This window comes from Neomegalonema sp. (genome assembly GCF_028688855.1).
In the GTDB taxonomy this organism is placed as follows: Bacteria; Pseudomonadota; Alphaproteobacteria; order Rhodobacterales; family Rhodobacteraceae; genus Neomegalonema.
Map to the genome: position 1 here is coordinate 92,471 of NZ_JAQTXI010000010.1, position 25,810 is coordinate 118,280.

The window sequence follows — 25,810 nt, forward strand, 5'->3', positions numbered from 1 at the left end:
CTGCTATCGCGGCGGCGTCTTCCGCCTCTCCGCCGCCCTCTCCGCTGATTGAAAGGCCTCGTCATGGTTCCGCGCTATTCCCGTCCCGCAATGACCGCGCTCTGGGAGCCGGCGACGAAATTCCGCATCTGGTTCGAGATCGAGGCCTACGCCACCGAGGCCCTGGCGAAGATCGGCGTGGTGCCGCAATCCGCCGCCGACGCCGTCTGGAAGGCGAAGGACGTCGAATTCGACGTCGCCCGCATCGACGAGATCGAGCGCGAGGTGAAGCATGACGTCATCGCCTTCCTGACCCATCTCTCCGAGCATGTCGGGCCGGAGGCGCGTTTCGTCCATCAGGGGCTGACCAGCTCCGACGTGCTGGACACCTGCCTCAACGTGCAGCTCGTGCGCGCCAGCGACCTTCTGCTGGCCGATCTCGACGCCCTGCTGGCCGCGATCAAGCGCCGGGCTTACGAGCACAAGGACACGCCCACCATGGGCCGCAGCCACGGCATCCACGCCGAGCCGGTGACCTTCGGCCTCAAGCTCGCGGGCTATTACGCCGAGTTCTCGCGGGCGAAGGCCCGCCTTCTGGCAGCGCGCGCCGAAGTCGCCACCTGCGCCATCTCGGGCGCCGTGGGCACCTTCGCCAACGTCGATCCGCGCGTGGAGGCCCATGTGGCCGAAAAGCTCGGGCTGGAGATCGAACCGGTCTCGACCCAGGTCATTCCGCGCGACCGTCACGCCATGTTCTTCGCGACCCTGGGCGTGATCGCCTCCTCCGTCGAGCGGCTGGCCGTCGAGATCCGCCACCTCCAGCGCACCGAGGTTCTGGAGGCCGAGGAATATTTCTCGCCGGGCCAGAAGGGCAGCTCGGCCATGCCCCACAAGCGCAATCCCGTGCTGACCGAGAACCTCACCGGCCTCGCCCGCGTGGTGCGGAGCGCCGTGGTTCCGGCCATGGAGAACGTGGCCCTCTGGCATGAGCGCGACATCTCCCACAGCTCCGTCGAGCGCTTCATCGGGCCGGACGCCACCATCACCCTCGATTTCGCCCTCGCGCGCCTGACCGGCGTGGTGGACAAGCTCATCGTCTATCCCGAGCGGATGATGGAGAACCTCAACAGGTTCCGCGGCCTCGTGCATTCGCAGCGGATCCTGCTGGCCCTGACCCAGAAGGGCGTCAGCCGCGAAGACGCCTATCGCCTCGTGCAGCGCAACGCCATGAAGGTCTGGGAGCAGGGCAAGGACTTCCTCACCGAACTCAAGGCCGACGCCGAGGTCACGAAGGCCCTGAGCCCCGAGGAGCTCGAAGGCTTCTTCGACCTCGGCCACCACACCCGCCATGTCGAGACCATCTTCGCCCGCGTCTTCGGCGAAGCCTGAGCATGAAGAAGCCCGCTCCCTTCCGGGAGCGGGCCATGTCTCGCGCGAGAAGACCGAAGCTTACTTCGGAAGGTCGCGGTGGAAGAGCAGCTCGGCGCGGAACAGGAAGCCCGCCACCGCCGCGCCGACCAGCGGAGCCGCGATGAAGAGCCAGAGCTGGCCGAGGGCCGCGCCATTGCCGCGCAGGGCGTCGATCAGCGCCGGGCCGAGGCTCCGGGCGGGGTTGACCGAGGTGCCCGTGACGCCGATGCCCACCAGATGGATCGCCACCAGCACGAGGCCGATGGCCAGACCCGCCACGGCGCCATGCGAAGCGCGATGGGTCGAGCCGAGGATCACCACCAGGAAGATGAAGGTCGCGACGGCTTCGAAGATGAAGGCCGAAACCATGTTGTAGCCGCCCGGGCCGCCCCAGCCGTTGGTGGCGAAGCCGCCCGCATAGCCGCCGTCCTTGCCCTGCACGATGACGTAGAGCACGAAGGCCGCCGCGATGGCGCCCGCGCATTGCGCGATGACGTACTGGATGAACTCGGCCACGGTCATGCGTCCGGCGATCAGGGCGCCGAAGCTCACGGCCGGGTTGATGTGGCAGCCCGAGATGGCGCCGATGCCGTAGGCCGCGCCGATCAGCGCGAAGCCGAAGGCGAGGCTGACGCCCGGCAGACCGATGCCCGCCTGACCCAGACCGGCGAAGCCCGAACCGATGATCGCCGCGCCGCAAGCGAGGAAGACGAGCGTGAAGGTGCCGATGAACTCGGCCAGAGTTTTCTGCATGTCCGCAAACCTTAAAGATGACGCCTTCATCAATGCCTTGTGAAGGCTTGGTCTTCAGCGGCGGGCAGTATCGCCGAAGCGTCCCGTTTCAGGAAGCTTGAAAATGCTGCGGCGCCAGCCCCTTGGCCGAAGGAACAGGGCGCGGCGCAGGGCGCTGTCGCGGAGAAACCCGGAAAACGCCTTCCGGATCATGAGGTTGAAATGAAAGCGGAGCAAAAGGGCGCCCGAAGGCCTCCGCAGGCGCCGCCCGCGCGCCGCTCCGTCCCGGGAGAAGGCGCCGAAGGACCGTCGCGCAAGGCGGGAATCCCGCTCCGCGAAGGGGCCGTCCCGGAAGCCCCGGAGCCCGCGCTCCGGAGCGAATCACGTCCGTCTCCGGCGCAGGATTCAGGTGCGCCGACGGCCGAAGGCGCGTCTGGGCGCGGCGTCGGAATCGGCCTCCGCGCCAGCCTCGGCGCCGAGGGCCCCGTCCTCCGGGCCGTCGAGGCCGCCCCAGAGCAGGTCCGTGGAGAGCACCGTCACCGCCGGAGCTCCGGCGGGCCGATAGGCGAGGTCCTCTTCGGGCGCCTCCTCGATCTGGGGCGCCCAGCGCAGGGCCGCCGCCATGGCCTCGAGTCCGATCATCGCCGCCGCGGTCGGCGGCAGACTCGCGCGGGCGCGCAGGATCGCCGCCACCAGCGCGCCGTTGAGGGCGAACATCGCCTCATGGCGCTTGAGCCCGAAGCCGGCCATGGCCGCATGAGCGTTGCGCCTCAGGCGCGGTCCGGCGTTGAGCGGCCAGAACCGGGGCCAGTGGGCGGCGTCGGGCGGCAGGGGCGGAAAGGGCCGCGAGCCCATCGAAGCCCCCACCCGACGCATCGCATGCACCGGATCGGGCGCGGCGGCGGCGGGCATGCCCATGCCCAGGATCATCGCCTGACGCAGATAGCCCGAGAGGGTCGCCGGCGATTCGGTTTCGTCGTAGAACAGCGCGTTCGCCCTCTGGCTGAGCACCGGCCCCTGCAGGGGCAGTTCGCGTTCGCAGGCGATCAGGGCGGCCTCGCCCGTCAGGGCGCCCAGCGCCGCGACGACCGAAGGCCAGTGAGTCTCTCCCGCGTCGTCCCTGCAGACCTTGGCCGCCATGTCCGCCACGGCGGCGCTCGCCGCTCGCCAGGCCTCCGCCCTCTCGCTCATGAGTTCTGCTCCGTCCCGCTCGCGTTTTTCTGCGAATCCTCGGGCGGATTGTGGCGCGACAAAGGCGGATAAATATCTAACGCGGAAGTGGAACGCCGTATTTTTAAAACCCGCCCGACCCGCGCCCGACCGGGAGGACGCGAGCGCCGCGCCTTCCCGGAGATCCGGATTCCGCCGGATCGGGCTTCCGCCGGATCGGGAATCCGGGGGGAGTCCTCAGAAGGGGATCTCGTCGTCGAGCCCGCCGCCCGAGCCGCGTCCGCCGCCCTGGCCGCCGCGTCCGCCGCCCTCCCGGACGCCGCCGCCCGAGCCTCCGCCGAAGCCGCCTCCGCCTCCGCCGAAATCGTCGCCGCCGCCGAAGGAGCCTCCGCCGCCGCCGAAGTCGTCGCCGCCGAAGCCGCCGCCCTGGCCGCCGCGTCCGCCGCCGCCCGAGCCGCCGCCGGGGCCGTCGAGCATGGTCAGGGTGGCGTTGAAGCCCTGGAGGACGATCTCGGTGCTGTAGCGGTCGGCGCCGTCCTTGTCCTGCCACTTGCGGGTCTGGAGCTGGCCCTCGACGTAGACCTTGCTGCCCTTGCGCAGATATTGCGTCGCCACCCGCGCGAGGCCCTCGGAGAAGATCACCACGCTGTGCCATTCGGTGCGTTCGCGTCTCTCGCCGGTGGCCTTGTCCTTCCAGCTCTCGGAGGTGGCGAGGCGAAGGCGCACGATCTGTCCGCCGTTCTGCGTCTGCCGGGATTCGGGATCCGCCCCCAGATTCCCGATGAGGATGACTTTGTTGACGCTGCCGGCCATGATTCCCGTTCTCTCGTGCTTGAAATGCGTGCTTGGAATGTTCTCTCAGGAAAGATAGCCTCCCCCGCGCCCGGAAGCCAGAAGAAAGGCGCCCTGCGGCCCTCGCTCCGGTCTTCGGCTCGCGGCGGCGCGTTGCGGCGGCAAGCCGCGCCCGACGGGACCATTTCATTCCCGCGCCCCCTAGACCCGATCCCCGCTTCTGGTTATGAACGCGAAAGGAAGCGGGCCGCCGTCTCCGCGCGCGAGCGCATGCGCAAGCGTCACGGAGCTACGGGGGAGGGACCCGAGGCCGATCGAATGGGCCAAGGAAGGGAGCCGGCTGAATATGGCGAATGTTCACGGGGCGAAAGCGCATGAGGGGGCGGAGCCCACCCGGCGCGACGTCATCTATGTGGCGACGGTGGCGACGGGCGTCGTGGGCGCCGCAGCGGTGGCCTGGCCGGTCGTCGACCAGATGAATCCCGCCGCTTCGGTGCTGGCGCTCGCCTCCATCGAGGTGGACGTCGGCTCCGTGGAGCCGGGTCAGCAGATCACCGTGAAGTGGCGCGGCAAGCCGGTGTTCATCCGCCGCCGCACCGCAGAGGAGATCGCCGCCGCGCGGGCCACGCCGGTCGCCGATCTGCCCGACCGCGTCGCGCGCAACGAGAACCTGCCCGCCGACGCCCCCGCCGACGACGTCAACCGCTCTCTGGGCGGCCGCGAGGAATGGCTGGTGATGCTCGGCGTCTGCACGCATCTCGGCTGCGTGCCGCTGGGCGAGGCGGGCGACTTCGGCGGCTGGTTCTGCCCCTGCCACGGCTCGCATTACGACACCGCCGGACGCATCCGCAAGGGTCCCGCTCCCCGCAATCTCGACGTGCCGCCCGCGATCTTCGTGAGCGACACCGTGATCAAGCTCGGCTGAGGGGGGACCGCCAGATGGGAACGATTCCGCAAGAGCATTACGAAGCCGCGCCCGGTTCGGCCGCCGGCTGGCTCGAACAGCGCCTGCCGATCATCGGATTCGCGCGCGACTTCATGGCCTTTCCGACGCCCAAGAACCTGAACTGGGCCTGGATCTTCGGCGTGGCGCTGGTGGTGATGCTGGTCAACCAGATCGTCACGGGCGTGGTCCTCGCCATGCATTACACGCCGCACGTCGACAAGGCCTTCGCCTCCATCGAGCACATCATGCGCGACGTGAACGGCGGATGGCTGCTGCGCTACGCCCATGCGAACGGCGCCTCCTTCTTCTTCATCGCGGTCTACGCCCACATCTTCCGCGGGCTCTACTACGGATCCTACAAGGCCCCCCGCGAGCTGGTCTGGATCATCGGCGTCGTGATCTACCTGATCATGATGGCCACCGCCTTCATGGGCTACGTGCTGCCCTGGGGCCAGATGAGCTTCTGGGGCGCCACCGTGATCACCAACATCGTCGGCGCCCTGCCGGTGGTGGGCGATTACGCGCGCACGCTGCTCTGGGGCGGCTTCTCGGTCGACAATCCGACGCTCAACCGCTTCTTCGCGCTGCATTACCTGCTGCCCTTCGTGCTGGCCGGCCTGATCGTGCTGCACGTCTGGGCCTTCCACCATGTCGGCAACGGCAACCCGACCGGCGTCGAGGTCCGCAAGGACAGCCTCGAGAACGTCAAGAAGGACACCGTTCCCTTCCACCCCTATTACACGGTGAAGGACCTCTTCGCGGTCATGGTCTTCCTGACCGTCTTCGCGGCCTTCGTGTTCTTCGCGCCGAACTACCTCGGGCACCCCGACAACTACATCGAGGCCAACCCGCTGGTCACGCCCGCGCACATCGTGCCGGAGTGGTACTTCCTGCCCTTCTACGCGATCCTGCGCGCGATCCCCTCTCAGGTCGGCGGCGTGCTGGCCATGTTCGGCGCCATCGCGGTTCTGGCCTTCATTCCCTGGCTCGACACCTCGCGGGTGCGCTCCACGCGCTATCGTCCGATCTACCGCTGGTTCTTCGTGCTCCTCGCGCTGGACTTCTTCCTGCTGATGTGGGTCGGCGGCAAGCCGGCGGAGAAGCCCTACATCCTGATCGGGCAATTCGCCACCGCCTACTGGTTCATCCACTTCCTCATCGTCATGCCGGTCGTCGGGATGATCGAGAAGGCGAAGCCCCTGCCCGAGTCCATCGAGGCGGATTTCGCCGCCAAGCATCCGCCGGCCCACAAGCCGGAGGCTCCGGCCCCGGTCGCCGCCAGCCCCAGCCACAGCCACTAAGCGCCAGAGGGACAGGACAATGACGAAAGCGTCGATCTCCGCGGCGGCCCTGGGCCTTGCGCTCGGTCTGGGCGCGGCCTCCGCCGCCTCCGCCGCTGGCGGACATGCGCAGCTGAAGGACCAGAGCTTCTCCTTCGAGGGGGCGCTCGGCCATTACGACCAGGCCGAGCTCCAGCGCGGCTTCCAAGTCTACGACGTGGTGTGCAAGGCCTGCCACGGCCTGAAATACCTGCCGATCCGCGACATCATGGCCTACGAGAACCAGACCGGACTCGGCAACGCCGAGGGTCCGCGCTTCTCGCGCGGCCAGGCTCAGGCCATGGCGGGCCATTACGAGGTGCCCAACCTCGAAGGCGAGCCGGGCGATCTGCGCACGGCGCTGCTCTCGGACAACTTCCCGGCGGTGACCTCGGCGGGAGCGCCCGACCTGACGCTCATGGCCAAGGCCCGTCCGAACGGCCCGCTCTACATCTATTCGCTCCTCACCAGCTACACCGGCGAGGAGATCGAACAGGCGGGCTCGATCCTCTACGAGAACCACGCCTTCGAGAGCGGCGCCCTCAGCATGTCGCCGCCGCTGTCGGACGACGTGGTCGAATACGCCGACGAGAGCGTGCCGCGCACGGTCGAGCAATACGCCCATGACGTCTCGGTCTTCCTCGCCTGGGCGGCCGAGCCCGACATGGTCGCCCGCAAGAGCGCGGGTCTGCGCAACGTGCTCTTCCTGGCCTTCTTCAGCCTGCTCCTCTGGATCACCAACAAGAAGATCTGGAAGAAGATCAAGCATCCGGAGGCGTGAGCCTGCGGGATCGCGCCTCCGGCTGGTCCGGGGGCGTCCAGGGTTCGGAAACAGGGGGCGCGGGAGGCTGACAGGCCGTCCCGGGCCTCTTTGGTTTGATGGGGAGGCGGAATGTCCGTCAACAGCTTCGGCCGCTTGCTGCGCGTGACCACCTGGGGCGAGAGCCATGGCCCGGCCCTCGGCGCGGTGGTGGACGGATGCCCGCCGGGCCTGACCCTGAGCGAGGCCGACCTTCAGCCCTGGCTCGACAGACGCAAGCCCGGCACCAGCAAATACGTCACCCAGCGCCGCGAAGGGGATCAGGTCGAGATCCTCTCCGGCGTCTTCGAGGGGAAGACCACCGGAACGCCCGTCAGCCTGATGATCCGCAATGAGGATCAGCGCTCGAAGGATTACGGCGAGATCGCGCGGCAGTTCCGTCCCGGCCACGCCGATTACGCCTATTTCGCCAAATACGGGATCCGCGATCCCCGCGGCGGCGGACGCAGCTCCGCCCGCGAGACCGCCGCCCGCGTGGCGGCCGGAGGGGTGGCGCGCGTGATCCTCGCGGCTCTGGCGCCCCGGGTGCGGATCCGCGGCGCGATGGTCGCCATGGGCGCCGACGCCGTCGACCGCGCCGCCTGGGACTGGGAGGAGACCGAGCGCAATCCCTTCTGGTCGCCCGACGCCGCCGCCGCCGAGCGCTGGGCGACGAAGCTGGAGGCCCTGCGCAAATCCGGAGATTCCATCGGCGCCGTGCTGGAGGTGGTCGCCGAGGGCGTCCCGGCGGGCTGGGGCGCGCCGATCTACGGCAAGCTCGATCAGGATCTCGCCGCCGCGCTGATGTCGATCAACGCGGTCAAGGGCGTCGAGATCGGCGAGGGCTTCGCCGCCGCCGCGCTCACCGGCTCCGAAAACGCCGACGAGATGCGCATGGGGAACGAAGGCCCCGTCTTCCTCTCGAACAGGGCGGGCGGAATCCTCGGGGGGATCAGCACCGGACAGGAGGTGGTCGCGCGCTTCGCGGTCAAGCCCACCTCCTCGATCCTCACGCCCCGGCGCAGCATCGACCTCTCCGGACGGGAGGTGGAGCTGATCACCAAAGGGCGCCATGATCCCTGCGTGGGGATCCGGGCCGCGCCGGTGGGCGAGGCCATGATGGCCCTGACTCTGGCCGACCATCTGCTGCTCCATCGCGGACAGGTCGGCGAGAACGGCGGAGGGCGGATCGGATGAGCAGGCGGACGGGAGCGGCTGCGGCTCTGGCGGCGGCTTTGGCGGGGGGGCCTCTGGCGGCGCATCCGCATGTCTTCGCGGACGCCCAGGCGGAGCTTCTCCTCGACGATCAGCGCCGCCTGACGGGCGTGCGGCTGCATCTGGTCTTCGATGAAATCTACACCGCCTACATGGCCGAGGCTCTGGAGCTGGACGCCGACAAGGACGGCGTCTGGACCGACGAGGAGCAGATCTTCGCCGCCGAGGAGAATCTCAACGGCCTCGACATGTGGAACTGGTATGTGCATCTGCGTCCGGCGGGGGGCGGCGCGAAGCTGGCGCTCAGGCCCGCCGAGGAGGCCCACGCCATGCAGATCGGCGACCGCTTCGCGCTCTCCTACGTCGCGCCTCTGGCCGAGCCCGCCGCTCTGGAGGGCGAGGGCGTCGAGCTGCGGATCTACGACCCCTATTTCTACGCCTCCATCAAGCTGCTCGACGCCGAGGACGGCGCGACGCTCGAACCCGAAGACGTCGAGGGCTGCCGCCTGACCCGCGCCCCCGCCCATGTCGACCGCGCCCTGCAGAAGCGCCTGCTGGAGTTCGCCGCCGAGGAGACTCCCGAGATCGAGGGCGTGGAGGAGCCGGGCTTCGTCTTCGCCGACCGGATCGGCCTCTCATGCGGATGAGGGGGCTTCTGGCGCTGGGCGCGGCGGGGGTTCTGGTCCTGTCGCCTGCGGCGGCTGCGGCCTTCGGCTGGAGCGACGCCGCCTTCTGGCTGCAGATGCGCCAGCAGGAGGCCCACCGGAGCCTCACCGCGGGGCTGAGGCTGATGCGCGAAGACCCCTGGGGCGGACGCGCGAGCCTCGTCGGCGCGAGCTTCCTGTACGGCGTTCTCCATGCGCTCGGGCCCGGACATGGCAAGGCGCTCGTCGCGGCCTACGCCGCCGCCACCCGCGCCGACGCCCGACGCGCCGCAGGACTCGCCCTGACGGCGGCTCTGGCTCAGGCGGTCTTCGCGGTGGCCCTGGTCTACGGGCTGCTGCTGATCCTCGACCGGGGCGGACGTCGGGCCGTCGGGCTGGTGGAGGGCGTCTTCACGCCGCTCTCCGCCGCGCTGATGATCGGGCTCGGGCTCTGGCTGGCCTGGAGAGGCCGCGGAATCTGGCGCTCGGGAGCATCGGCGCCTGAGGCCCGGCCTGCGCCCGCTGCGGCCTTCCGGCTGGCCGCGCCCCGGGGAGGCGCCGTCTCGGGACGGGCGCTGACTCTGGCTTTCGCGCCCGAGGCTCCCCATATGGCGGCCCAGGCCGCGCCTCCTCCCGCCGTCGCCGAGGCGCACGAGCATGGCCCGCAATGCGGCTGCGCCCATGGTCCCGACCCCGCCCGGGCCGCCGCCGCCGACACATGGCGCGCGCGTCTGGCGGTGATCGCGGCCACGGCGGTCCGGCCCTGCACGGGGGCGCTGATGATCCTGACCGCCGCCTGGGCCATGGGATGGCCCTGGACGGGCGTCCTCGCGGCTCTGGCCATGGGCCTCGGCGTGGGGGCCGCGACGGGCGGCGTGGCGCTCGGCTTCGCGGGCGCGCTCGGACTGGCCGAGAGGCTCGGCGCCCGACGCGCCGCCGGAGCCCGCAGATGGGCGGGCGGACTCGCCATGGCCTTCGGGCTGGCTCTGGCGCTGATGGGCGGGCTGACGCTCGCCGCCGCCCTGAGCGCTCCGCCCTCGGGCCCGGCCCTGCTGGGCGCCGCGCGCCAAACGACTTGATCGACCGCCGGATCTGGACCACACTTCCGCAGGTGAAGGAGAATGCAGAAAGCGATGAAGACCGAAGCCGCCCGTTCGCCGGAAGGCGTCCGCATCTACGCGCCCGAGGATTTCGAGGGCATGCGCCGCGCCGGACGGACCGTCGCGGAGGTTCTCGACATGATCGAGGATCACGTGCGCCCCGGAATCACGACGGCGGAGCTCGACAGGCTCTGCGAGGAGTTCGTCAGGGCCGGCGGCGCGACCTCAGCCACCATCGGCTATCGCGGCTACAGGCATGCGAGCTGCATCTCGATCAACCACGTGGTCTGCCACGGCATCCCCGGCGAGCGCGCGCTCAAGGATGGCGACATCCTCAACATCGACGTGACGGTGATCGTCGACGGCTGGTATGGCGATTCCTCGCGGATGTACGTCGCGGGCGAGCCGAGCGTGAAGGCGAAGCGCCTGATCGAAACCACCTATAACGGGCTGATGCGCGGAATCGAGGCGGTGAGCCCCGGCGGCCATTTCGGCGACATCGGCGCCGCCATCCAGACCTACGCCGAGGCGCGGCGCTGCTCGGTGGTGCGCGAGTTCTGCGGTCATGGACTCGGGCGGGTCTTCCATGATTCCCCCAACGTGCTCCATTACGGCAAGCCCGGAACGCGCGAGCGGATCCATCCGGGCATGTTCTTCACCATCGAGCCCATGCTGAACCTCGGCCGCCCCGAGACCAAGATCCTCTCCGACGGCTGGACCGCCGTCACGCGCGACATGTCGCTTTCGGCGCAATACGAACACAGCGTCGGCGTGACGGACCAGGGCGTGGAGATATTCACCCTCTCCCCCGCCGGACGCTTCACGCCTCCTTGGCTGCGCTGAACCCATGACGGGAAGGGGGGGAAGGCGCAAGGGCCCGCCGCAAGGCGGCGCGGAGGGGACGGAGGAGCCTTCCGATCCTTCCTCGCCCGGCTTCGAGGACGCCGCGCCCTCCAGGGTCGGGGGCGTCGCGCCCGCCTCCGCCGCCTCCCGCGAGGAGGAGGAGGAGGGCGAAGACGAGGATCCGGAAGCCGGAGAAGAAGCTGGAGAATCCGGGCGCGGATCTCCGCAACGCTCCACGAAATCCTCCGAGATCCCGCTCCACGCCGGACATCGCGACCGTCTGCGGGCCCGCTTCCTGAAGGGCGGCCTGGACGCGGTGCATGATTACGAGCTTCTCGAACTCCTTCTGTTCCGGGCGATCCCCCGCCGCGACGTCAAGCCCCTGGCCAAGGCGTTGCTCGGACGTTTCCATGACGTGGAGGGCGTGTTGTCGGCGGAGCCCGCCCGTCTGCGCGAAGTGAAGGGTCTGGGTGATTCGGCCATCGTCGAATTCAAGATCGTCGAGGCCGCGGCGCATCGCCTGGCTCAGGCGAAAGTCATCGGCCGTCCCGTCTTCGCACAATGGTCAGAGATCGTGGCCTATTGCCGCACCCGCATGGCGCATCTGCCCGTGGAGGAGGTCCGGCTGCTCTTTCTCGACAAGAAGAACGCCCTCATGGCCGACGAAGCCCGCAATCGGGGGACGGTGGATCATGCGCCCGTCTATCCCAGAGAGGTCGCCAAAAGGGCGGTCGAGTTGCGGGCCTCGGGCGTGGTCATGGCCCATAATCACCCCACAGGCGATCCCAGCCCCTCAGCCGCAGACGTCCGGACGACGAAAGACGTAAAAAAAGCGCTCGAAGCGGTCGGGGTTCAACTGATCGATCATATTATTGTGGGAAAAAAGGCGGACGTCAGCCTGAGGGCCCGGGATTTGCTTTGAAAACCCCAAGTCTTCGGCCTCCTACGGATGAAGACGCGCCCTTTGGATGGTCTTGACGGAGTCGAAAGACTTCGCCTAAACGACGCTAGGGACGGGAGCCAAACGAAGTCAAGGACTTCGGATTAAAATAGGCACAGTGATGCAGAAAAGAGTCATCTTCTCCATGACCTGCGGCTCTCTCAGGACGACCGGCGGCGCGACGGCGGCTCTGACGCTGGCGTGTCTCCTGGCCGCTCCGGCGCAGGCGGATCCGCAACTCTGGTCGAAGACCGTTTCGCTGACCGCAGCGGAAGTCGCGCGCTTCGCCCCGCCGCCGAGGGACACGGCGAATTTCGAGGCGCGGATGGTCGACGAGGTGATGGCTGCGGCCAATCAGGCTCGCGCCCGTCAGGGACTCGGGCCCCTCAGCCGAGACGCCGCGCTCGACGCGGTCGCGGCCGGATACAGCCGCAAGATGATGGCGGAAGGCTTCTTCGACCATGTCTCCCCGGACGGCTCCACCCTGAAAAGCCGTCTTGGCGGACATATGCAGCGCCTCGGCCGGGCCGCCGAAAACCTCTGGACCGCCCGCGGCAAGATCGACTGGAGCCCCGCCAGCGTCTCGCAGCAGACCGTCGAGAACTGGCTCGACAGCCCCGGACATCGCCGCAACCTGCTCGAGCGCGACTTCGTCGCCGCAGGCGTCGGCGTCAGCCAGCGCGGCGACGCCATCTACGTGACCATGCTCTACGGCGCCGCCGGCGGCGGAGCCGCGGGCGAGACGCTCATGGCCGCCGCCCCGCAGCAGGCGCAGCCGGTCGTCGCGCCGGCGGGCTTCGGCTCCTCCATGGAGGCCTCGGCCCTGAGCGCCATCAACGCCGTGCGGGCCCGCAACGGGCTTGCGGCGCTCCAGGTGGATCAGCGCCTCGCCGGCTTCGCCCGCGACCGCAGCCGCGAGATGGGCCGCGCCGGACGCATGGACGCCGACGGCGGACTGCTCGGACGCGCCAGCGCCGCCACCGGCGCCCGCCGCGTGGCCGCCACGGTCTGGAAGGGCGACAACGTCGCCTGGTCCGCCGAGAACCTCGCGCAGACCATGCTCGACACCTGGGCCCGCGAGCCCAGCAACATGCAGGCCCTGCTCGACGGCTCCTACGCCAGCGTCGGGCTCGGGGTGGAGGTGGTGGACGGCGGCGTGCGCCTCGCCGCGATCTTCACCGACGGCGCGGGCGGCTTCGTCGGCGCGCCCGCCCGGACCGGACAGCCCGCCACGAGCTTCGCCTCCGCCGCGCCGGTCCATGCTCCGATCCAGCTCGCGCAGGCGCCGGTCGCGCCGGTCTACGACCTGGCCTTCAACGGCTTCTCCGATCTTCAGACCGGCTCCATCGGCGGGCTGAGCCTGCCCACGCATCAGGTGGCCTCGCTGCCGGTCTACGAGCCGGGCGACGCGGGCGTGCGCGGAAGCCGCGGCTTCGTCGCGGCTCCGGTCTATGATCCGGCTCCGGTCCGCGTGGCGGCGGCTCCGGTCTATGATCCGGCGCCGGTCCAGATCGCCCAGGCGCCCCGGACGTCGCCGACTCCGCGTCCGGCGCCCTTCTACGAGCCGGTCCAGATCGCCCAGGCCTCGCCCTCCGTCACGACCACCACGACCACGACCACGCGCGTCGTCACGCCGGTCTACGACGGCTCCGCGGTGCAGATCGCGGTCGAGCGCCGCCTCGAGGCTCCGGTCTCCGAGCGTCGGGGCTGGGTCACGCGGCGGGTCACCACCGTGGTCGCCAGCGGCGACGCGGGCGGCGGGCTGATCGGCTTCTTCAACTGATCCTGCGCGTTCTGGCGCGGGTCCGGAGCCTGTCCCGATCTTCCGGTCGGGGAGGGCTCCGGTCCTGCGTCCCGGAGAGCTCCTGGCGGGCGCAAGGCCGAATTGCGGTCTTGCGCCCGACGCGCGTTCAATGTCATGACGCGGCCCATTCGCCATAGAACAGGGGGTCGCCGCGCCATGAACGAGCCTTCGCCTCAGGGGACGCCCTTCGAACGCAATCGCGCCCTCGCTATCCACATCTTCACCGCCACGGGAACGGTCTGGGGCTTCATGGCGCTTCTGGCGGCCGCGCGTCAGGATTGGCGGGCGATGTTCCTGTGGCTGGCGGCCGCGCTCTTCGTGGACGGCGTGGACGGGTCGCTCGCCCGGCGCTATGACGTGAAGCGTTTCGCGCCGCGTTTCTCGGGCGAGGCCATCGACTGCCTCGTGGATTACTTCACCTACGCCATCGTTCCGGTCTTCGCGCTGATGCAGACCGACTACCTCGCGCCGGGCTGGAACGCCGCAGCCGCCGCCATGATCCTGCTGACCAGCGCCTTCTACATGGCCGATCAGGAGATGAAGACCGAAGACGGATGGTTCCAGGGTTTTCCGATGGTCTGGAATCTGGTGGTCTTCTACGTCTTCCTTCTGGATCCGCCGTCCTGGGCGACCTTCGTCGTGGTGGCCTTCCTGAGCGTCTTCACCTTCTCGCGCTACATGTTCGTGCATCTCTTCCGGGTGAAGATGCTGCGCGGGCTGACGCTGAGCCTCATGGGGGTGTGGTCGGTTCTGGCGCTTTACGCCATCTGGGAGAACATGGATCCGGCGCCCTGGGTGGTGTGGATCCTCTGTGTGATCGGCGTCTATTTCCTGGGGCTCGGCTATTTCCGCGTGAAGCCCAAGGGCGCGGCGCGCTGAGGCGATGGAGTCGCGGCGCGAAGCCTGGGGCGGACCATGGCGCGAGGAGGGCGGCTTCAGGCTGCGCCTCGCCATGGGCGCGCTGACCGCTCTGGCGGGCGCCGCCCTCGGCGCTCTGACGGGAGTCGCGGCGGAATCCGGGCCTGAGGAGCTGCGCAAACTGGCGCTGGTCTCCGGTCTGGCGGGATTCGCCTCCGGGGTCCTGCTGTCCGGCGGCTTCGGGCGCGAGGGCGGACGAGGCTGGCTGCGCGCGCTCTGGAGCTTCCCGCTGGCGGTTCTTTTGGGCGCTCAATGCGTCGGGGTGGGATTCGCGGGCCTGCTCGGCCTCGGATTTTACGGGGGCCTGCCGGGCTTGAGCGGAGGCTTGCCGCTGGCGCTTGGGATGTTCTCCGTGGCGCTGATCTTCGGTCCGGCCTCCGCATGGCCTTTGCTCAAAGGCCTGGGCGCGGAGGGCGCGGTCATAACTCTGGGGATCTGGCTGATCCTCCAGATTCTGGCGATCCGCGCGCGGAGAAGCCTCGGGCCTCCCGCGCGCGACTCGGGATTCAGTGCCGGAAATGCCGCATTCCCGAAAAGACCATGGCGAGCCCCGCATCGTCGGCCGCCGCGATCACCTCGGCGTCCTTGACCGAGCCGCCCGGCTGGATCGCCGCCGTGGCGCCCGCCGCCGCCGCCGTCAGCAGGCCGTCGGGGAAGGGGAAGAAGGCGTCCGAAGCCACCACCGAGCCCCGGGTCGGGGCTTCGCTCAGGCCCAGAACCTCGGCCATGTCCTCGGCCTTGCGGGCGGCGATGCGGGTCGAGTCCACGCGGCTCATCTGGCCCGCGCCCACGCCCACGGTCGCCTCGTTCTTCGCATAGACGATGGCGTTGGACTTCACATGTTTCGCCACCCGCCAGGCGAAGAGCATGTCGCGCAATTCGGCCTCGGTGGGGGCGCGCTTCGTGACGATCTTCAGATCCGCGAGGATCAGGCGGCCCGAATCGCGGTTCTGACGCAGGAAGCCCCCCGCGACGGGCTTGTAGACCCAGCCCGGCGCGCTCGGATCGGGCAGGCTCCCGGCGATCAGCAGGCGCAGGTTCTTCTTCGCCGCGAAGACGGCCCGAGCCTCTGCATCCGCCTCGGGCGCGATGACGACCTCGGTGAAGATCCGGGTGATGGCCTCGGCGGCGGCGCGGTCCAGCGGACGATTCACCGCCACCACTCCGCCGAAGGCCGAAGTGCGGTCGCAATCATGGGCGCGCTCATAGGCCTCGACCAGGCTGCCCCCCAGAGCCACGCCGCAGGGATTGGCGTGCTTGACGATCACGCAGGCCGGAGCTCCGCCCGCGAATTCCGCGACCAGCTCATAAGCGGCGTCGGCGTCGTTGAGGTTGTTGTAGGAGAGCTCCTTCCCCTGGATCAGCCGGGCCCGCGCCGCGCCGGGGCGCGTGTCGGCGGTGAGGTAGAGCGCCGCCCGCTGATGCGGATTCTCGCCATAGCGCAGGCTCTGCGCCAGCCGTCCGCCCAGAGCCGCGAAGCGCGGCGCCGGATCCTCGGGCCGGGCCGTCTCGGCCTCCAGCCAAGTGGCGATGGCCGCGTCATAGCTCGCGGTGCGGGCGAAGGCCTTGGCCGCCAGACGCCGACGCAGCGCCGCGCCGGTGCCGCCCAGAGCCTCCAGATCGGCGAGGATGGCGGCGTAATCCTCGGGCTCCACGGCCACGGCCACATGCGCATGGTTCTTGGCCGCGCCCCGGATCATCGCCGGGCCGCCCACGTCGATGTTCTCGACGCAGTCGTCGAAGCCCGCGCCGCTCTCCAGCGTGGCTTCGAAGGGGTAGAGGTTCACCGCCAGAAGGTCGATGGGGCCGATCTCGTGGGCCGCCATGCTGGCTTCATGCTCGGCGTTTCCGCGCAGGGCCAGAAGCCCGCCATGCACCTTGGGATGGAGCGTCTTGACGCGTCCGTCCATCATCTCGGGGAAGCCCGTGACCTCCGAGACGTCCCGCACGGGAATTCCGGCGGCGGCGAGCGCTCTGGCGGTGCCGCCCGTGGAAAGGATCTCGACGCCTCTGGCGACGAGGGCGCGGGCGAAATCCTCCAACCCGGATTTGTCGGAAACGGAGATCAGCGCGCGGCGCACAGGCGCGACGTCGGTCATGATGGAGAAGCCCCCCGGCTGAGAATCGGCAAGTCGCGCCGGACAAAGCATATCGCGGCGCATCCGGCCAGAGGGCGAAGCGCCGCGCCGTCGCGGAAATTCAGCCCCGGAAGGGCGGCGGCGGCAGAGCCAGAGCCTCTTCCGAGGGATCGGCGGCCCAACGCATGTCCACGGGGGTGAAGTCGCGCGGCGAGGCTCCGCCCTCCAGAGCGCGCCGGAAGCTCCACTTCACCTGAGACGAGGGGCCGCGCGCCTCGGCGTAGACCGCGATCTGGCGCGTGGGACGCGGCGCGGCGGCGCGTCCGATATAGACGCTGTCCTCGATCTCCAGCCGCCCGCCGAGCTGGCGCATCACCCAGGCGTCGCCGCTGGGCAGAGCCAGAAGCGCGAAACGCCGCTCGGGGTCGAGCTCGCTCTCGACCTCGGGATGCAGATGGAAGCGGATCACGAAGGGGATCTTCTCGCGGCGCGAGACGTGGCGGGAATCGTCGGGACGCAGCAAGGTGTCCTCGCCGCGCAGATCGGCGCCGTCCGCCGCCAGGAAGAGCCGCCGGTAATGCAGATAGCCGAAGCGGTCCAGATAGCCGTCATGGCCGCCCAACGCCCAGGAGCCTTCGGATTCGTCGCGGCGTTCGTTCTCCATGCGGCTCGGGCCGGAGACGATCAGGCGCTTGTGTTCGTTCTCGCCGGGCGAGAAGGTCACGGGCGAGGCTTCGTCGAGACAGAGCGTCGAATGGGCCGCGGCGCCCCGGCAGGCGATGTCCCATTGCGGATCCATATGCGCGCCCGAGCCGCAATTGACCACCATCCGCCGACGCCCCACGCCGATCTCGATGGCGAGCGTCCCGCCGTGGGCTTCGGCGGAGGCGGGGCCGCGCGGAGGAGCTCCCGTGTCGAAGAGGATGGCCGTGCGTCCGCGCGCGAGCCTCTGGAAGCCGCTCTCGATGGCGCGGGGCGGAGCGGGCGAATTCACCCCCGAAGCCGCGAGCACGCGATCCATGCGGCCGTCGCTTTCCTCGCGGGCGCCGTTGAACAGCCCGAGCCCGCCGTCCGCCTGGCGATAGAGCCGCAGGATGGGCGTCATGCGCTGGATGGCGTCCACGAGGGCGGGGGGAATCTCGCGCCGGGCGGTCAGCAGATTGGCGCGGAGTTGAATCAGCTTCTCCAGCAGGTCCAGCGCCTCGCCCGGATTGCGCGAGACCGGCCCGCCGTCCGGCAGAAGGGCCAGATCCAGCGCCTCCTCCAGATGGGCCAGGCCGTCGGCGTAAAGCTCGCCGTGGCTCTCCAGCCCGAGCCCCGCCGTCGCCAGCCCGATCGCCGCCCGCACCCGACGCGCCGGAACGCGCTCGTCGCGCAGGGCCCGCCGCAGGAAGCGCGCCTGAGCCGCCAGATTCCGGAAGACCGCGCTCCGGTAGACCATCTCGGCGTTTTCGGTCAGCAATGCGCCATGGAGGATCCAGGACGCCACCCGGTCGCCGAGCACCGCAGGCCGCCAGCCCACCGCATCCCAGGAGCTCGCCCGCTGAAGCCAGGTCTCGACGATCCGCCGCGCCGCCGCCCGCGCCGGAGCCCCGTCCACGGCCCGGAAGTCGTTCAGCCAGCCGAAGCCGTGCAGGGCCTCGGCCCAGAGCTCGCCCGGCGGAGATTGCGCCCAGGGGTCGGCGTCGAGCGCCTTCACCGAAACGCCCTCGGCGTGGAAGATCCCTTCGGCCATGCGCTCGGCGCGCTCGGGCCATCCGGCGCGGATGGGCTCGAAGCGATGCAGGAAATGGTCGGGCAGGGGGCCGTTCTCGGCCAGGCGCCGCGCGGAGACTCCGCGCCACCAGCCGCGCGCGCCGTCGAAGCCGCGGGCGAGACGGCGCGCGACGGCTCCGGAAGCCCGCGCGCTCTTGTCGTTCGGGCTGCTCATGCGCCTGCGCTCCCCCCCATGCCGGTCCCGTTCCGATGGTTAAAGCCTTGGAAGACTTAGGCCAGAGCTTCGGAATTGTCACGCGGGGAATGTCTCTCCTCAGGCGGGCGCCTTGCGCATCAGGCTCGCGTGGAAGCCGTCCATCCCCCCGATCTCCGGCCAGAGGTCGGGCCGCGTGGAGAGCGCTCCGGAGGCGTCGAGAAGCTCCGGCGGGACCGCTCCGGCGGGCGGCGCCTCGCGGCGCAGATCCGGGCGGGCCTTGAGCAGCGAGGTCACCCGCTGCGGCCCCTCCTCGGGCCAGAGCGAGCAGACCGCATAGACCATCGCGCCCCCCGGCCTGAGCCATTCGGCGGCCCGGCGCAGGAGCCGGTCCTGAACCAGCGCGAGGCCCTTCTCGGGCCCGCCCGACTTCGCCCCCCGCAGATGCGGAAGATCCGGATGACGCCGGATGGTGCCGCTGGCCGAACAGGGCGCGTCGATGAGGATCGCGTCGTAGGAGGATGATTCGGCGCCCCAGTCGAGGGCGTCCGCCACGACGAGCTCCGCCTTGAGCCCCGTGCGGAGGAGATTCTCGCTCAGGCGCTCCATCCGCTCTGCGGAGACGTCCAGCGCCGTGACCTCGGCGCCCGCCGCCGCGAGCTGGAGCGTCTTGCCGCCCGGCGCCGCGCAGAGATCCAGCACCCGCAGGCCCCGCACATCCCCGAGCATCCGCGCGGGAAGGGCGGCGGCGGCGTCCTGAGCCCACCATGCGCCCTCGGCGAAGCCTGGCAGGGCCGTCACGGCGCCCTGAGGCTGAAGCCGCAGCGAGGCGCCGCCCGGAGTCCGCTGCGCGCCGAGCTTCTCGGCCCAGAGCGCCGCTTCGGCGGGATCGCGCGGCGTGAGGTCCAGAGGCGCCCCCGCCCGATGGGCCGCGAGGATCGCCAGAGTCCCGGCCGCGCCGAAATTCCCCTTCAGACGCCTGATCAGCCAGTCGGGGGCGTTGAGTTCGGGATCAAGCTCCGCGAAGGCCTCCGGCCCGACCTCGGAGACCCGGCGCAGCACCGCGTTGACCAGAGGCGCCAGAGCCCGCGCCGAACTCCCCTTCGCCAGACGCACCGCGCAATCCACGGCGGCGTGCGGCGCGCCCTTCAGAACCAGAAGCTCCGCCGCGCCGCAGAGCAGGATGGCCCCCGCGCGCCCTTCCGGCGGCTTGGGCAGGAAGGTCGCGAGCGCCACCTGAAGCCGTCCGAATTCGCGCAGGGCGGCGTAGGTCAGGGCGCGGGCGAAGCCGGCGTCGCGCGCGGACAGGCCTTCGGCGTAGGCCCAGAGCTCGTCGAGGCGTCGGCCGTCGGCCAGCACGCCTTCGAGGATCTGGACGGCGGCGGCCCGGGCGGGCAGACCCGCCTGAGGAATCGTTCCGGATGTCATGACAGGGAGTCCAGACCGGTGAAGCTGGCGATGAAGGGCCAGCCCGCCAGACCGTGAGCGCCCAGCGTGGTGAAATAGGCGACCGCTCCGAGCCAGCGCTCCCGAGGGGTCAGCAGGCGCATGGCGGCCTCGTCGGCTTCGGCTTCGAAGCGGATCAGGGCCATCACCTGCAGGCTTGCGAAGATGCTGATGACGAACAGGCCCTTGACCGCCGCCAGAATCACGAGAAGTCCGCCGCTGGCGATCAGGATGTTGCGCGCCAGACCCGGCGGCGCCCATCCGGCCAGCATGGCCCGCAGCACATGCGAGCCGTCCAGAGGCCAGAGCGGCAGCAGGTTCACCGCATTGAGCATGCCGATGGTCAGGATGGCGTAGCTCAGGAGCCAGCCCTCCCAGCTGCCCACCGGGACCATCGCCCGCGCGAGCAGGCAGAGGACCAGAAGGATCAGGCTGAAGCCCGGCCCCATCAGCGCGATGTAGAGCCTTTCGACCTGACTGCGCGTCGGGGCGCCCGACCAGGCCACCGCGCCGAGAAAGGGAATGAAGCGCCAGCGCACGCGCTTGTGTCCGGCGTGGCGGAAGGCGAGCACATGCCCGTATTCATGCCAGCCCAGAGCGAACATGAAGATGAGGGCCAGCTCCCAGCTCCCCGTCCACATCATGACGACGGCGAAGAACAGGGCGGCGAGTATGAGGTCGTTGCGGGTTTCCTGGCGCATGGGCGCCGCTCATAGCGCCTTTCGGCGAAAGGCGCCATGGCCTTCGCGCCTTTCGGCGGAAGCGCGCCTCCGCGGGGAGCTCAGGCCTGGGGCGCCGGATCCGCGAAGGCCGGACGCGCGGAAGGGATCTCCAGCGGCGCGTCCAGCCGCGGAGGAGAGGCCGCCGTCAGGCGGGCGGGCTCCGGCGCCGCGCGCGGAGCAGGCCGCGCGGAGGAAGGCGGAGCAGGACGCGGAGCAGGGCGCGGATCGGGCCTGACTCCGGCGAGGAAGGCCCTCACGAAGCCCTTGAGCCCCCACCAGACCAGCCGCAGGCTCGCGCGGAGCAGATCCCGCGCCACCAGCAGGATCTGGAAGATCCCCGCGATCACCGCGAAGATGGCGCTGGCGATCTTCCAGGCGCCGCGCATGACGATCTTCGTTCCGCGCAGGGCGCCCTTGCCGAGCACCCGCATCACGGGCGCGGAATCCGCCCTGAGCGCCCGGGCGGCGCGGGCGCCGTCGGCCACGTCGTCGGCGCTGTCGCTGATCTTCAGGACCTGCCGCGTCGCGCGCCAGCCCCCGACGTCGTAGACCGCCTTCAGATCGCCCATGGGACGCGTCAGGCGGCCGAGGCCGTCCGCGCGCAGGAGGCCGCCCGCCTCCTCGACGCGCCCCCCCCGGCGCAGACGGCCGAGGTCCACCGCCTCGCCCACCGCGACCCGCAGTTCGCGCGCCAGAGGCCCCGAGAGCAGTCCCGACCGCGCCGCCGACTTGGCCACCGAGACTCCGGTCTTGGCGGGCGCCGTGGCGCCGAGGCTGACCAGCATCCCCGCCTCCAGAGCCAGCCCCACCGCCGCCAGACCCACGATCAGATCATTGGGGTTCTCCTTCGGGAGTTCGCGCGCCAGATCCCGCACGTCGCCGACCACCGAGAAATCCGAGATCACCGCGCAGCCGATCCCCGCCGCGCCTTCTCCGGCGCCGAGGATGAAGCCGCGTCCGCAGTCATAGGCCGTGCGGCGGGCCTGAGCCAGGCGGGTGGTCTCGGCGGCGAGCCGGTCGAGCTGGCGCTGAGGCAGCGTCACGCCCGCGAGATCCGCCGCCTCCTTGAGCAGGAGCGCGTCGTCGATCTCTCCGGCGGCCAGGGCGGCGTCCATGTCGAGGATCAGCCTTTCGGGCGTGGCCTCGGTCTGGAAGGCCTCCATCAGGCCCTGACGGAGCAGGACCTCCGGAGAGCGCTCCGAGAGCAGGATGGGCGCGCCCCAGTTCACCAGACTCAGGGCCGCGAGCAATTGTCCGCTCCGCCAGAGGAAGGCGGGGAGCAGGCTCTTGCGCGATCTCCGCGCGGCGGTCGAGGAGGCTGTCGGGCGCGTCATGAGGCCTCACATGGCGCCCGCCCCCACAGGGCGCAAGATCGCTTCGTGAGCGGACGACGCCGAAAAAAAGCCGCAGCGAAGCTGCGGCTTGAAAGTCTTTCGGCCTTTCCGGAGATGATGGGACGAATCCCGAAGCGGCGGCGGGCCGCCTGTCTGCGTCTCCTGAGGGGCGCAGACCTCCGGATGGTGAAGAATCGGAAAGGATTCGTCAAGGGATTCCTGCCTCTCCTTACGCGGAAGAGAGGTACTTCACGGCTTCGTCACGTCTCATCAGGTGCAGGAGAATCCGCAGCGCCCGACCGCGTTCCGAGGCCAGATCCGGCGTGAGCGTCATGATCAGGCGGGCGTCGTCGCGGGCCACGGCGAGAAGGTCGTCATGGGCCTCCGGCGCGGCGTAGCGGAAGGCCGGAAGCCCCGCCTGCTTCACCCCCAGAAGATCCCCCGCGCCGCGCAATTTCAGGTCGGTTTCGGCGATGAGGAAGCCGTCTTCGCTTTCGCGCAGGGTCTCCAGCCTCTTGCGCGCCGTCTCGCCGAGCGGGCCCGGCGCATGGAGCAGCAGGCAGGCCGAGCTTTCCGCGCCGCGTCCCACCCGGCCCCGCAGCTGGTGCAGCTGCGCGAGGCCGAAACGCTCCGCCTGCTCGATCACCATGACGCTGGCCTCGGGCACGTCCACGCCGACCTCGACCACCGTGGTGGCGACCAGGATCTGCGTCTCGCCGCGCTGGAAGCGGGACATGGCCTCGTCCTTCTCGGCGCCGGACATGCGCCCGTGGACCAGCCCCACGCGCTCCTCGCCGAAGAGCCCCGCCAGAGCCCGACGCCGCGCCTCGGCGGCGGGCAGGTCGGAGGCGGCGGATTCCTCCACCAGAGGACAGATCCAGTAGGCCCGTCGTCCCGCGGCCAGAGCCCGCCCGAGGGCGTCGGCCACCTCGTCGTAACGCGCCATGGAGATCAGCCGCGTGACGATGGGCTTGCGCCCCGGCGGCTTCTCGTCGAGGACGGAGAAATCCATGTCGCCATGCGACATCAGCGCGAGGCTGCGCGGAATGGGCGTGGCGGTCATGGTCAGGATGTCGACGCCATGGCCCTTGGCGGCCAGCTCCATGCGCTGATTGACGCCGAAGCGGTGCTGTTCGTCCACCACCGCGAGCCGCAGATCCCTGAACCCCACCTCGCCCTGAAACAGCGCATGGGTGCCGACCAGGAGATGGATCTCGCCCGAGGCCAGATCCTCCAGCAATTTCGCGCGGGCCTTGCCCTTGTCGCGGCCGGTGAGCACCTCCAGACGCAGGCCCGCCCGCGCCGCCAGAGGCGCGAGCCGCTCGGCGTGCTGGCGCGCGAGGATCTCCGTGGGGGCCATGAGGGCGGCCTGTCCGCCCGATTCCACCGCGATGAGCATCGCCATCAGCGCCACGAGGGTCTTGCCTGCGCCCACGTCGCCTTGCAGCAGCCGCAGCATGCGGTTTTCCGAAGCCATGTCGGCTTCGATCTCGGCGATGGCGCGGGTCTGGGCGCCGGTCGGGCCGAAGGGCAGAGCCGCCCAGACCTTCGCCCGCAGGCTTCCGTCGCCGGGATTGGAGAATCCCCGCCGTTTCTGGCGCATCTGGGCCCGCATCAGCGCGAGCGCCAGTTGATGGGACAGCATCTCGTCATAGGCGAGGCGTCGCCGCGCGGGGGATGAGGGATCGAGATCGGCGCGGCTCGCGGGCTGATGGATCGAGGCGACCGCCTCCAGCCAGCCGGGCCAGTTCTCGCGGGCCTTCAGGGGGGCGTCGAGCCATTCCGGCAGGTCGGGCGCCTGAGCCAGAGCCTTGGCCACGGCGTTGGCGATGGTGCGCGGCGCGAGGCCTCCCGCCGTGGGATAGGTCGGTTCGAAGGCCGGGAGCCTCCCGGCTTCCTCGGGCGGGAGCATGTGCTCCGGATGGACGATCTGGATCGTTCCGTCGAAATCCTCGCGCTTGCCGGAGACGATCCGGGTCGCGCCGACGGGAAGCTGCTTCTGGAGATGCTGCGGATTGGGATGGAAGAAGACGAGGCTCACCGGAGTCCCCGCCATGTCCTCGGCCTCGACCCGCCAGGGCATGTTCTGCCGGACGGGATTGCGATGACGCAGGATCTTGAGTTCAAGCGTCATCACCGCGCCGGGGACGGACTGGCTCGCGTCGGGCAGGATCCGGCGATCCACGCCGCCCGTCGGCAGGATCCCCAGCATGTCCCCGACGCTGCGCGCGCCGAGCTTCTCGAGTCCGGCGGCGGTCTTGGGCCCGACGCCTTCGAGACTCTGGGGTTCGGCGAAGAGCGGATAGAGGATCTCAGGGCGCATGATCTCGGGACTCCAGGGAATCCGGCGGATTGGCAAGCTGTTCGGCGGGCTGCTCCGGCGGCGAGAGCCCGAGGCGCCGCGCCGCCGCCGCGCCCGCCGCCGCGCCTGTAGAGAAACAGGCCTGCAGCAGATATCCGCCCGTGGGGGCCTCCCAATCCAGCATCTCCCCCGCGAGGAAGACTCCCGGCAGACGGCGCATCTCGAAATCCGGCGTGAGCTCCGACCAGCGCAGGCCTCCGGCGCTGGAGATGGCCCGGTCCAGCGGGAAGGGGGCCCCGAGCGTCAGGGGCGCGTTCTTGATCCGCACGGCCAGCGTCCGCGGGTCTTCGGCGTCGAAGGGGCCCGCCAGGCGCGCCAGAGCCCGCGCCACCGGCGAAAGTCCGCCCGCCTTCTCCAGATGGGTCGAGAGCGAGCGCTTGCCGCGCGGCGCCCCCAGCCGCTTCGCCAGAGTCATGAGGCTCAGATCGGGGCGCAGGTCGATGCGGATCGCGGCCTTGTCGCGCAAGGCCAGCTCCGCCCGGATGGCGGGCCCGAGCGCGTAGATCGCGCCGCCTTCGAGTCCGCGACGGTCGACCATGGCCTCGCCCATGACCCGCGTCGCGCCGCAGGCGACGGCCACCCGCTTCAGGGGCGTCCCGGCGAAGCGGGCGGCGAAATCCTCGGGCCATTCCACATGGAAGCCGCTGTTGGCGGGGGTGAAGGGCGTGAGGGCCGCGCCTCTGGCGGCCAGAAGCTCCGTCCATGCGCCGTCCGGGCCGAGATGGGGCCAGCTCGCGCCGCCCAGCGCCAGAACCGCGACGTCGGGCCGGATCTCCTCGGGGCCCTCGGGAGTCTCGAAGAGCCATGCGTCTTCGGGCGTCCAGCCGACCCAGCGCCGACGGAGCCGCAGCTCCGCCCCGAGATCCCCGAGCCGCCGCAGCCAGGCCCTCAGCAGGGGCGAAGACTTGAGGCTCTCCGGGAAGAGGCGTCCGCTGCTGCCGACGAAGAGTTTCTGGCCGAGGCCCTCCGCCCATTCGGTCAGGGCCTCGGGCGGGAAGTCCCGGATCACGGGCGCCAGCCGCTTCGCCGCCGCGCCATAGCGCCCGATGAAGCGTTCTTCGGGATCGGTGTGGGTGAGGTTCAGGCCGCCGCGCCCCGCGATGAGCAGCTTGCGCGCCGGACTCGCCATGCGCTCGGCGATCACGACGCGGGCTCCGGCCCGGGCGAGGATCTCGGCGGCCATGAGTCCGGCGGGGCCGGCGCCGATCACGAGGGCGAGGGGAGCGGTGGAGGTCATGCGCGGGAGAGGCCTTCAAGACGTCGGGAGGCCTTGGGGATAAGCCGCGCCGCGCCGAAAAGCCAGAGCCTTCCCCGATCCGTCGGGATCGGGAAAGGCTCCGGAGGATTC

General features: G+C 70.2%; 22 protein-coding genes. 12 read left to right on the plus strand and 10 right to left on the minus strand.

The window, feature by feature from the left end:
• Window positions 1-63: 63 nt before the first annotated feature.
• Window positions 64-1,368: an adenylosuccinate lyase gene (gene purB / locus PHN62_RS09495; RefSeq protein WP_300149587.1), complete on the plus strand. Its 1,305-nt coding sequence runs from the start codon at window positions 64-66 to the stop codon at window positions 1,366-1,368.
• 60 nt (window positions 1,369-1,428) lie between these two features.
• Here purB and PHN62_RS09500 read toward each other — a convergent pair whose 3' ends face one another.
• The 3 genes from PHN62_RS09500 to ssb all read right to left on the minus strand — a co-directional run bounded on the left by PHN62_RS09500 (window position 1,429) and on the right by ssb (window position 4,104).
• Entirely contained in the window at window positions 1,429-2,142 is a 714-nt protein-coding gene (locus tag PHN62_RS09500) for an aquaporin (RefSeq protein ID WP_300149590.1), read from the minus strand.
• Between the two features lie 384 nt (window positions 2,143-2,526).
• The gene (locus PHN62_RS09505) at window positions 2,527-3,312 is read right to left on the minus strand and encodes a hypothetical protein (RefSeq protein WP_300149593.1); all 786 of its coding nucleotides are present in this window, start codon (window positions 3,310-3,312) and stop codon (window positions 2,527-2,529) included.
• A gap of 216 nt (window positions 3,313-3,528) precedes the next feature.
• Window positions 3,529-4,104, minus strand: coding sequence for a single-stranded DNA-binding protein (gene ssb / locus PHN62_RS09510; protein ID WP_300149595.1), 576 nt, complete (start codon window positions 4,102-4,104; stop codon window positions 3,529-3,531).
• Between the two features lie 325 nt (window positions 4,105-4,429).
• On the opposite strand from ssb, the gene petA reads away from it, so the two are divergent.
• The 11 genes from petA (at window position 4,430) to PHN62_RS09565 (ending at window position 15,200) form a co-directional block, all read left to right on the plus strand.
• Window positions 4,430-5,008: a ubiquinol-cytochrome c reductase iron-sulfur subunit gene (gene petA, locus PHN62_RS09515; protein WP_300149598.1), complete on the plus strand. Its 579-nt coding sequence runs from the start codon at window positions 4,430-4,432 to the stop codon at window positions 5,006-5,008.
• 14 nt (window positions 5,009-5,022) lie between these two features.
• Window positions 5,023-6,330, plus strand: a complete 1,308-nt coding sequence (locus tag PHN62_RS09520) for a cytochrome b N-terminal domain-containing protein (RefSeq protein ID WP_300149601.1) — start codon at window positions 5,023-5,025, stop codon at window positions 6,328-6,330.
• A 19-nt stretch (window positions 6,331-6,349) separates the two neighbouring features.
• Window positions 6,350-7,129, plus strand: a complete 780-nt coding sequence (locus PHN62_RS09525) for a cytochrome c1 (RefSeq protein ID WP_300149604.1) — start codon at window positions 6,350-6,352, stop codon at window positions 7,127-7,129.
• A gap of 111 nt (window positions 7,130-7,240) precedes the next feature.
• Window positions 7,241-8,344: a chorismate synthase gene (aroC, locus tag PHN62_RS09530; RefSeq protein ID WP_300149606.1), complete on the plus strand. Its 1,104-nt coding sequence runs from the start codon at window positions 7,241-7,243 to the stop codon at window positions 8,342-8,344.
• Window positions 8,341-9,009 (plus strand): DUF1007 family protein, encoded by a 669-nt coding sequence (locus PHN62_RS09535; protein ID WP_300149609.1) that lies wholly within the window; start codon window positions 8,341-8,343, stop codon window positions 9,007-9,009. Before aroC ends, PHN62_RS09535 begins: the two co-directional genes overlap by 4 nt.
• Window positions 9,000-10,085 carry a hypothetical protein gene (locus PHN62_RS09540; protein ID WP_300149611.1) on the plus strand — a complete coding sequence of 362 codons (1,086 nt, stop codon included), beginning with the start codon at window positions 9,000-9,002 and terminating at the stop codon, window positions 10,083-10,085. Before PHN62_RS09535 ends, PHN62_RS09540 begins: the two co-directional genes overlap by 10 nt.
• Before the next feature lie 42 nt (window positions 10,086-10,127).
• Window positions 10,128-10,949: a type I methionyl aminopeptidase gene (map, locus tag PHN62_RS09545; protein WP_300149614.1), complete on the plus strand. Its 822-nt coding sequence runs from the start codon at window positions 10,128-10,130 to the stop codon at window positions 10,947-10,949.
• A gap of 4 nt (window positions 10,950-10,953) precedes the next feature.
• The gene (gene radC, locus PHN62_RS09550) at window positions 10,954-11,871 is read left to right on the plus strand and encodes a DNA repair protein RadC (RefSeq protein WP_300149616.1); all 918 of its coding nucleotides are present in this window, start codon (window positions 10,954-10,956) and stop codon (window positions 11,869-11,871) included.
• A 163-nt stretch (window positions 11,872-12,034) separates the two neighbouring features.
• Complete coding sequence (locus PHN62_RS09555; RefSeq protein WP_300149618.1) at window positions 12,035-13,672, plus strand: CAP domain-containing protein; 1,638 nt, start codon at window positions 12,035-12,037, stop codon at window positions 13,670-13,672.
• A 177-nt stretch (window positions 13,673-13,849) separates the two neighbouring features.
• On the plus strand, window positions 13,850-14,572 hold the full coding sequence (locus PHN62_RS09560) for a CDP-alcohol phosphatidyltransferase family protein (protein WP_300149620.1): 723 nt from the start codon (window positions 13,850-13,852) through the stop codon (window positions 14,570-14,572).
• 4 nt (window positions 14,573-14,576) lie between these two features.
• On the plus strand, window positions 14,577-15,200 hold the full coding sequence (locus tag PHN62_RS09565) for a hypothetical protein (RefSeq protein WP_300149622.1): 624 nt from the start codon (window positions 14,577-14,579) through the stop codon (window positions 15,198-15,200).
• Here the strand turns inward: PHN62_RS09565 and purH are convergent.
• From purH to PHN62_RS09600, 7 genes are all read right to left on the minus strand, one after another.
• A complete protein-coding gene (purH, locus tag PHN62_RS09570; RefSeq protein ID WP_300149625.1) occupies window positions 15,118-16,710 on the minus strand; it encodes a bifunctional phosphoribosylaminoimidazolecarboxamide formyltransferase/IMP cyclohydrolase in 1,593 nt (530 codons plus the stop codon). The genes PHN62_RS09565 and purH overlap by 83 nt on opposite strands.
• A gap of 100 nt (window positions 16,711-16,810) precedes the next feature.
• Window positions 16,811-18,619, minus strand: coding sequence for a heparinase II/III family protein (locus PHN62_RS09575; RefSeq protein ID WP_300149626.1), 1,809 nt, complete (start codon window positions 18,617-18,619; stop codon window positions 16,811-16,813).
• 99 nt (window positions 18,620-18,718) lie between these two features.
• Window positions 18,719-20,026 carry a transcription antitermination factor NusB gene (locus PHN62_RS09580; protein WP_300149629.1) on the minus strand — a complete coding sequence of 436 codons (1,308 nt, stop codon included), beginning with the start codon at window positions 20,024-20,026 and terminating at the stop codon, window positions 18,719-18,721.
• Window positions 20,023-20,745: a hypothetical protein gene (locus PHN62_RS09585; RefSeq protein WP_300149633.1), complete on the minus strand. Its 723-nt coding sequence runs from the start codon at window positions 20,743-20,745 to the stop codon at window positions 20,023-20,025. The genes PHN62_RS09580 and PHN62_RS09585 overlap by 4 nt, the downstream gene beginning before the upstream one ends.
• An 80-nt stretch (window positions 20,746-20,825) precedes the next feature.
• Complete coding sequence (locus tag PHN62_RS09590; RefSeq protein ID WP_300149636.1) at window positions 20,826-22,100, minus strand: hypothetical protein; 1,275 nt, start codon at window positions 22,098-22,100, stop codon at window positions 20,826-20,828.
• A gap of 229 nt (window positions 22,101-22,329) precedes the next feature.
• Complete coding sequence (gene recG, locus PHN62_RS09595) at window positions 22,330-24,423, minus strand: ATP-dependent DNA helicase RecG (protein ID WP_300149638.1); 2,094 nt, start codon at window positions 24,421-24,423, stop codon at window positions 22,330-22,332.
• Window positions 24,413-25,699, minus strand: coding sequence for a TIGR03862 family flavoprotein (locus tag PHN62_RS09600; protein WP_300149641.1), 1,287 nt, complete (start codon window positions 25,697-25,699; stop codon window positions 24,413-24,415). The genes recG and PHN62_RS09600 overlap by 11 nt, the downstream gene beginning before the upstream one ends.
• Window positions 25,700-25,810 lie beyond the last annotated feature (111 nt).

Bases quoted from the DNA above. Each gene is read 5' to 3' on its own strand.
- PHN62_RS09525 (WP_300149604.1), top strand. From the start codon at position 6,350: ATGACGAAAGCGTCGATCTCCGCGGCGGCCCTGGGCCTTGCGCTCGGT.
- PHN62_RS09560 (WP_300149620.1), top strand. From the start codon at position 13,850: ATGAACGAGCCTTCGCCTCAGGGGACGCCCTTCGAACGCAATCGCGCC.
- map (WP_300149614.1), top strand. From the start codon at position 10,128: ATGCAGAAAGCGATGAAGACCGAAGCCGCCCGTTCGCCGGAAGGCGTC.
- PHN62_RS09600 (WP_300149641.1), bottom strand. From the start codon at position 25,699: ATGACCTCCACCGCTCCCCTCGCCCTCGTGATCGGCGCCGGCCCCGCC.
- PHN62_RS09585 (WP_300149633.1), bottom strand. From the start codon at position 20,745: ATGCGCCAGGAAACCCGCAACGACCTCATACTCGCCGCCCTGTTCTTC.
- PHN62_RS09555 (WP_300149618.1), top strand. From the start codon at position 12,035: ATGACCTGCGGCTCTCTCAGGACGACCGGCGGCGCGACGGCGGCTCTG.
- PHN62_RS09575 (WP_300149626.1), bottom strand. From the start codon at position 18,619: ATGAGCAGCCCGAACGACAAGAGCGCGCGGGCTTCCGGAGCCGTCGCG.
- PHN62_RS09580 (WP_300149629.1), bottom strand. From the start codon at position 20,026: ATGACATCCGGAACGATTCCTCAGGCGGGTCTGCCCGCCCGGGCCGCC.
- PHN62_RS09565 (WP_300149622.1), top strand. From the start codon at position 14,577: ATGGAGTCGCGGCGCGAAGCCTGGGGCGGACCATGGCGCGAGGAGGGC.
- PHN62_RS09540 (WP_300149611.1), top strand. From the start codon at position 9,000: ATGCGGATGAGGGGGCTTCTGGCGCTGGGCGCGGCGGGGGTTCTGGTC.
- petA (WP_300149598.1), top strand. From the start codon at position 4,430: ATGGCGAATGTTCACGGGGCGAAAGCGCATGAGGGGGCGGAGCCCACC.
- PHN62_RS09535 (WP_300149609.1), top strand. From the start codon at position 8,341: ATGAGCAGGCGGACGGGAGCGGCTGCGGCTCTGGCGGCGGCTTTGGCG.
- radC (WP_300149616.1), top strand. From the start codon at position 10,954: ATGACGGGAAGGGGGGGAAGGCGCAAGGGCCCGCCGCAAGGCGGCGCG.
- PHN62_RS09500 (WP_300149590.1), bottom strand. From the start codon at position 2,142: ATGCAGAAAACTCTGGCCGAGTTCATCGGCACCTTCACGCTCGTCTTC.
- purH (WP_300149625.1), bottom strand. From the start codon at position 16,710: ATGACCGACGTCGCGCCTGTGCGCCGCGCGCTGATCTCCGTTTCCGAC.
- PHN62_RS09505 (WP_300149593.1), bottom strand. From the start codon at position 3,312: ATGAGCGAGAGGGCGGAGGCCTGGCGAGCGGCGAGCGCCGCCGTGGCG.
- recG (WP_300149638.1), bottom strand. From the start codon at position 24,423: ATGCGCCCTGAGATCCTCTATCCGCTCTTCGCCGAACCCCAGAGTCTC.
- purB (WP_300149587.1), top strand. From the start codon at position 64: ATGGTTCCGCGCTATTCCCGTCCCGCAATGACCGCGCTCTGGGAGCCG.
- PHN62_RS09590 (WP_300149636.1), bottom strand. From the start codon at position 22,100: ATGACGCGCCCGACAGCCTCCTCGACCGCCGCGCGGAGATCGCGCAAG.
- PHN62_RS09520 (WP_300149601.1), top strand. From the start codon at position 5,023: ATGGGAACGATTCCGCAAGAGCATTACGAAGCCGCGCCCGGTTCGGCC.
- aroC (WP_300149606.1), top strand. From the start codon at position 7,241: ATGTCCGTCAACAGCTTCGGCCGCTTGCTGCGCGTGACCACCTGGGGC.
- ssb (WP_300149595.1), bottom strand. From the start codon at position 4,104: ATGGCCGGCAGCGTCAACAAAGTCATCCTCATCGGGAATCTGGGGGCG.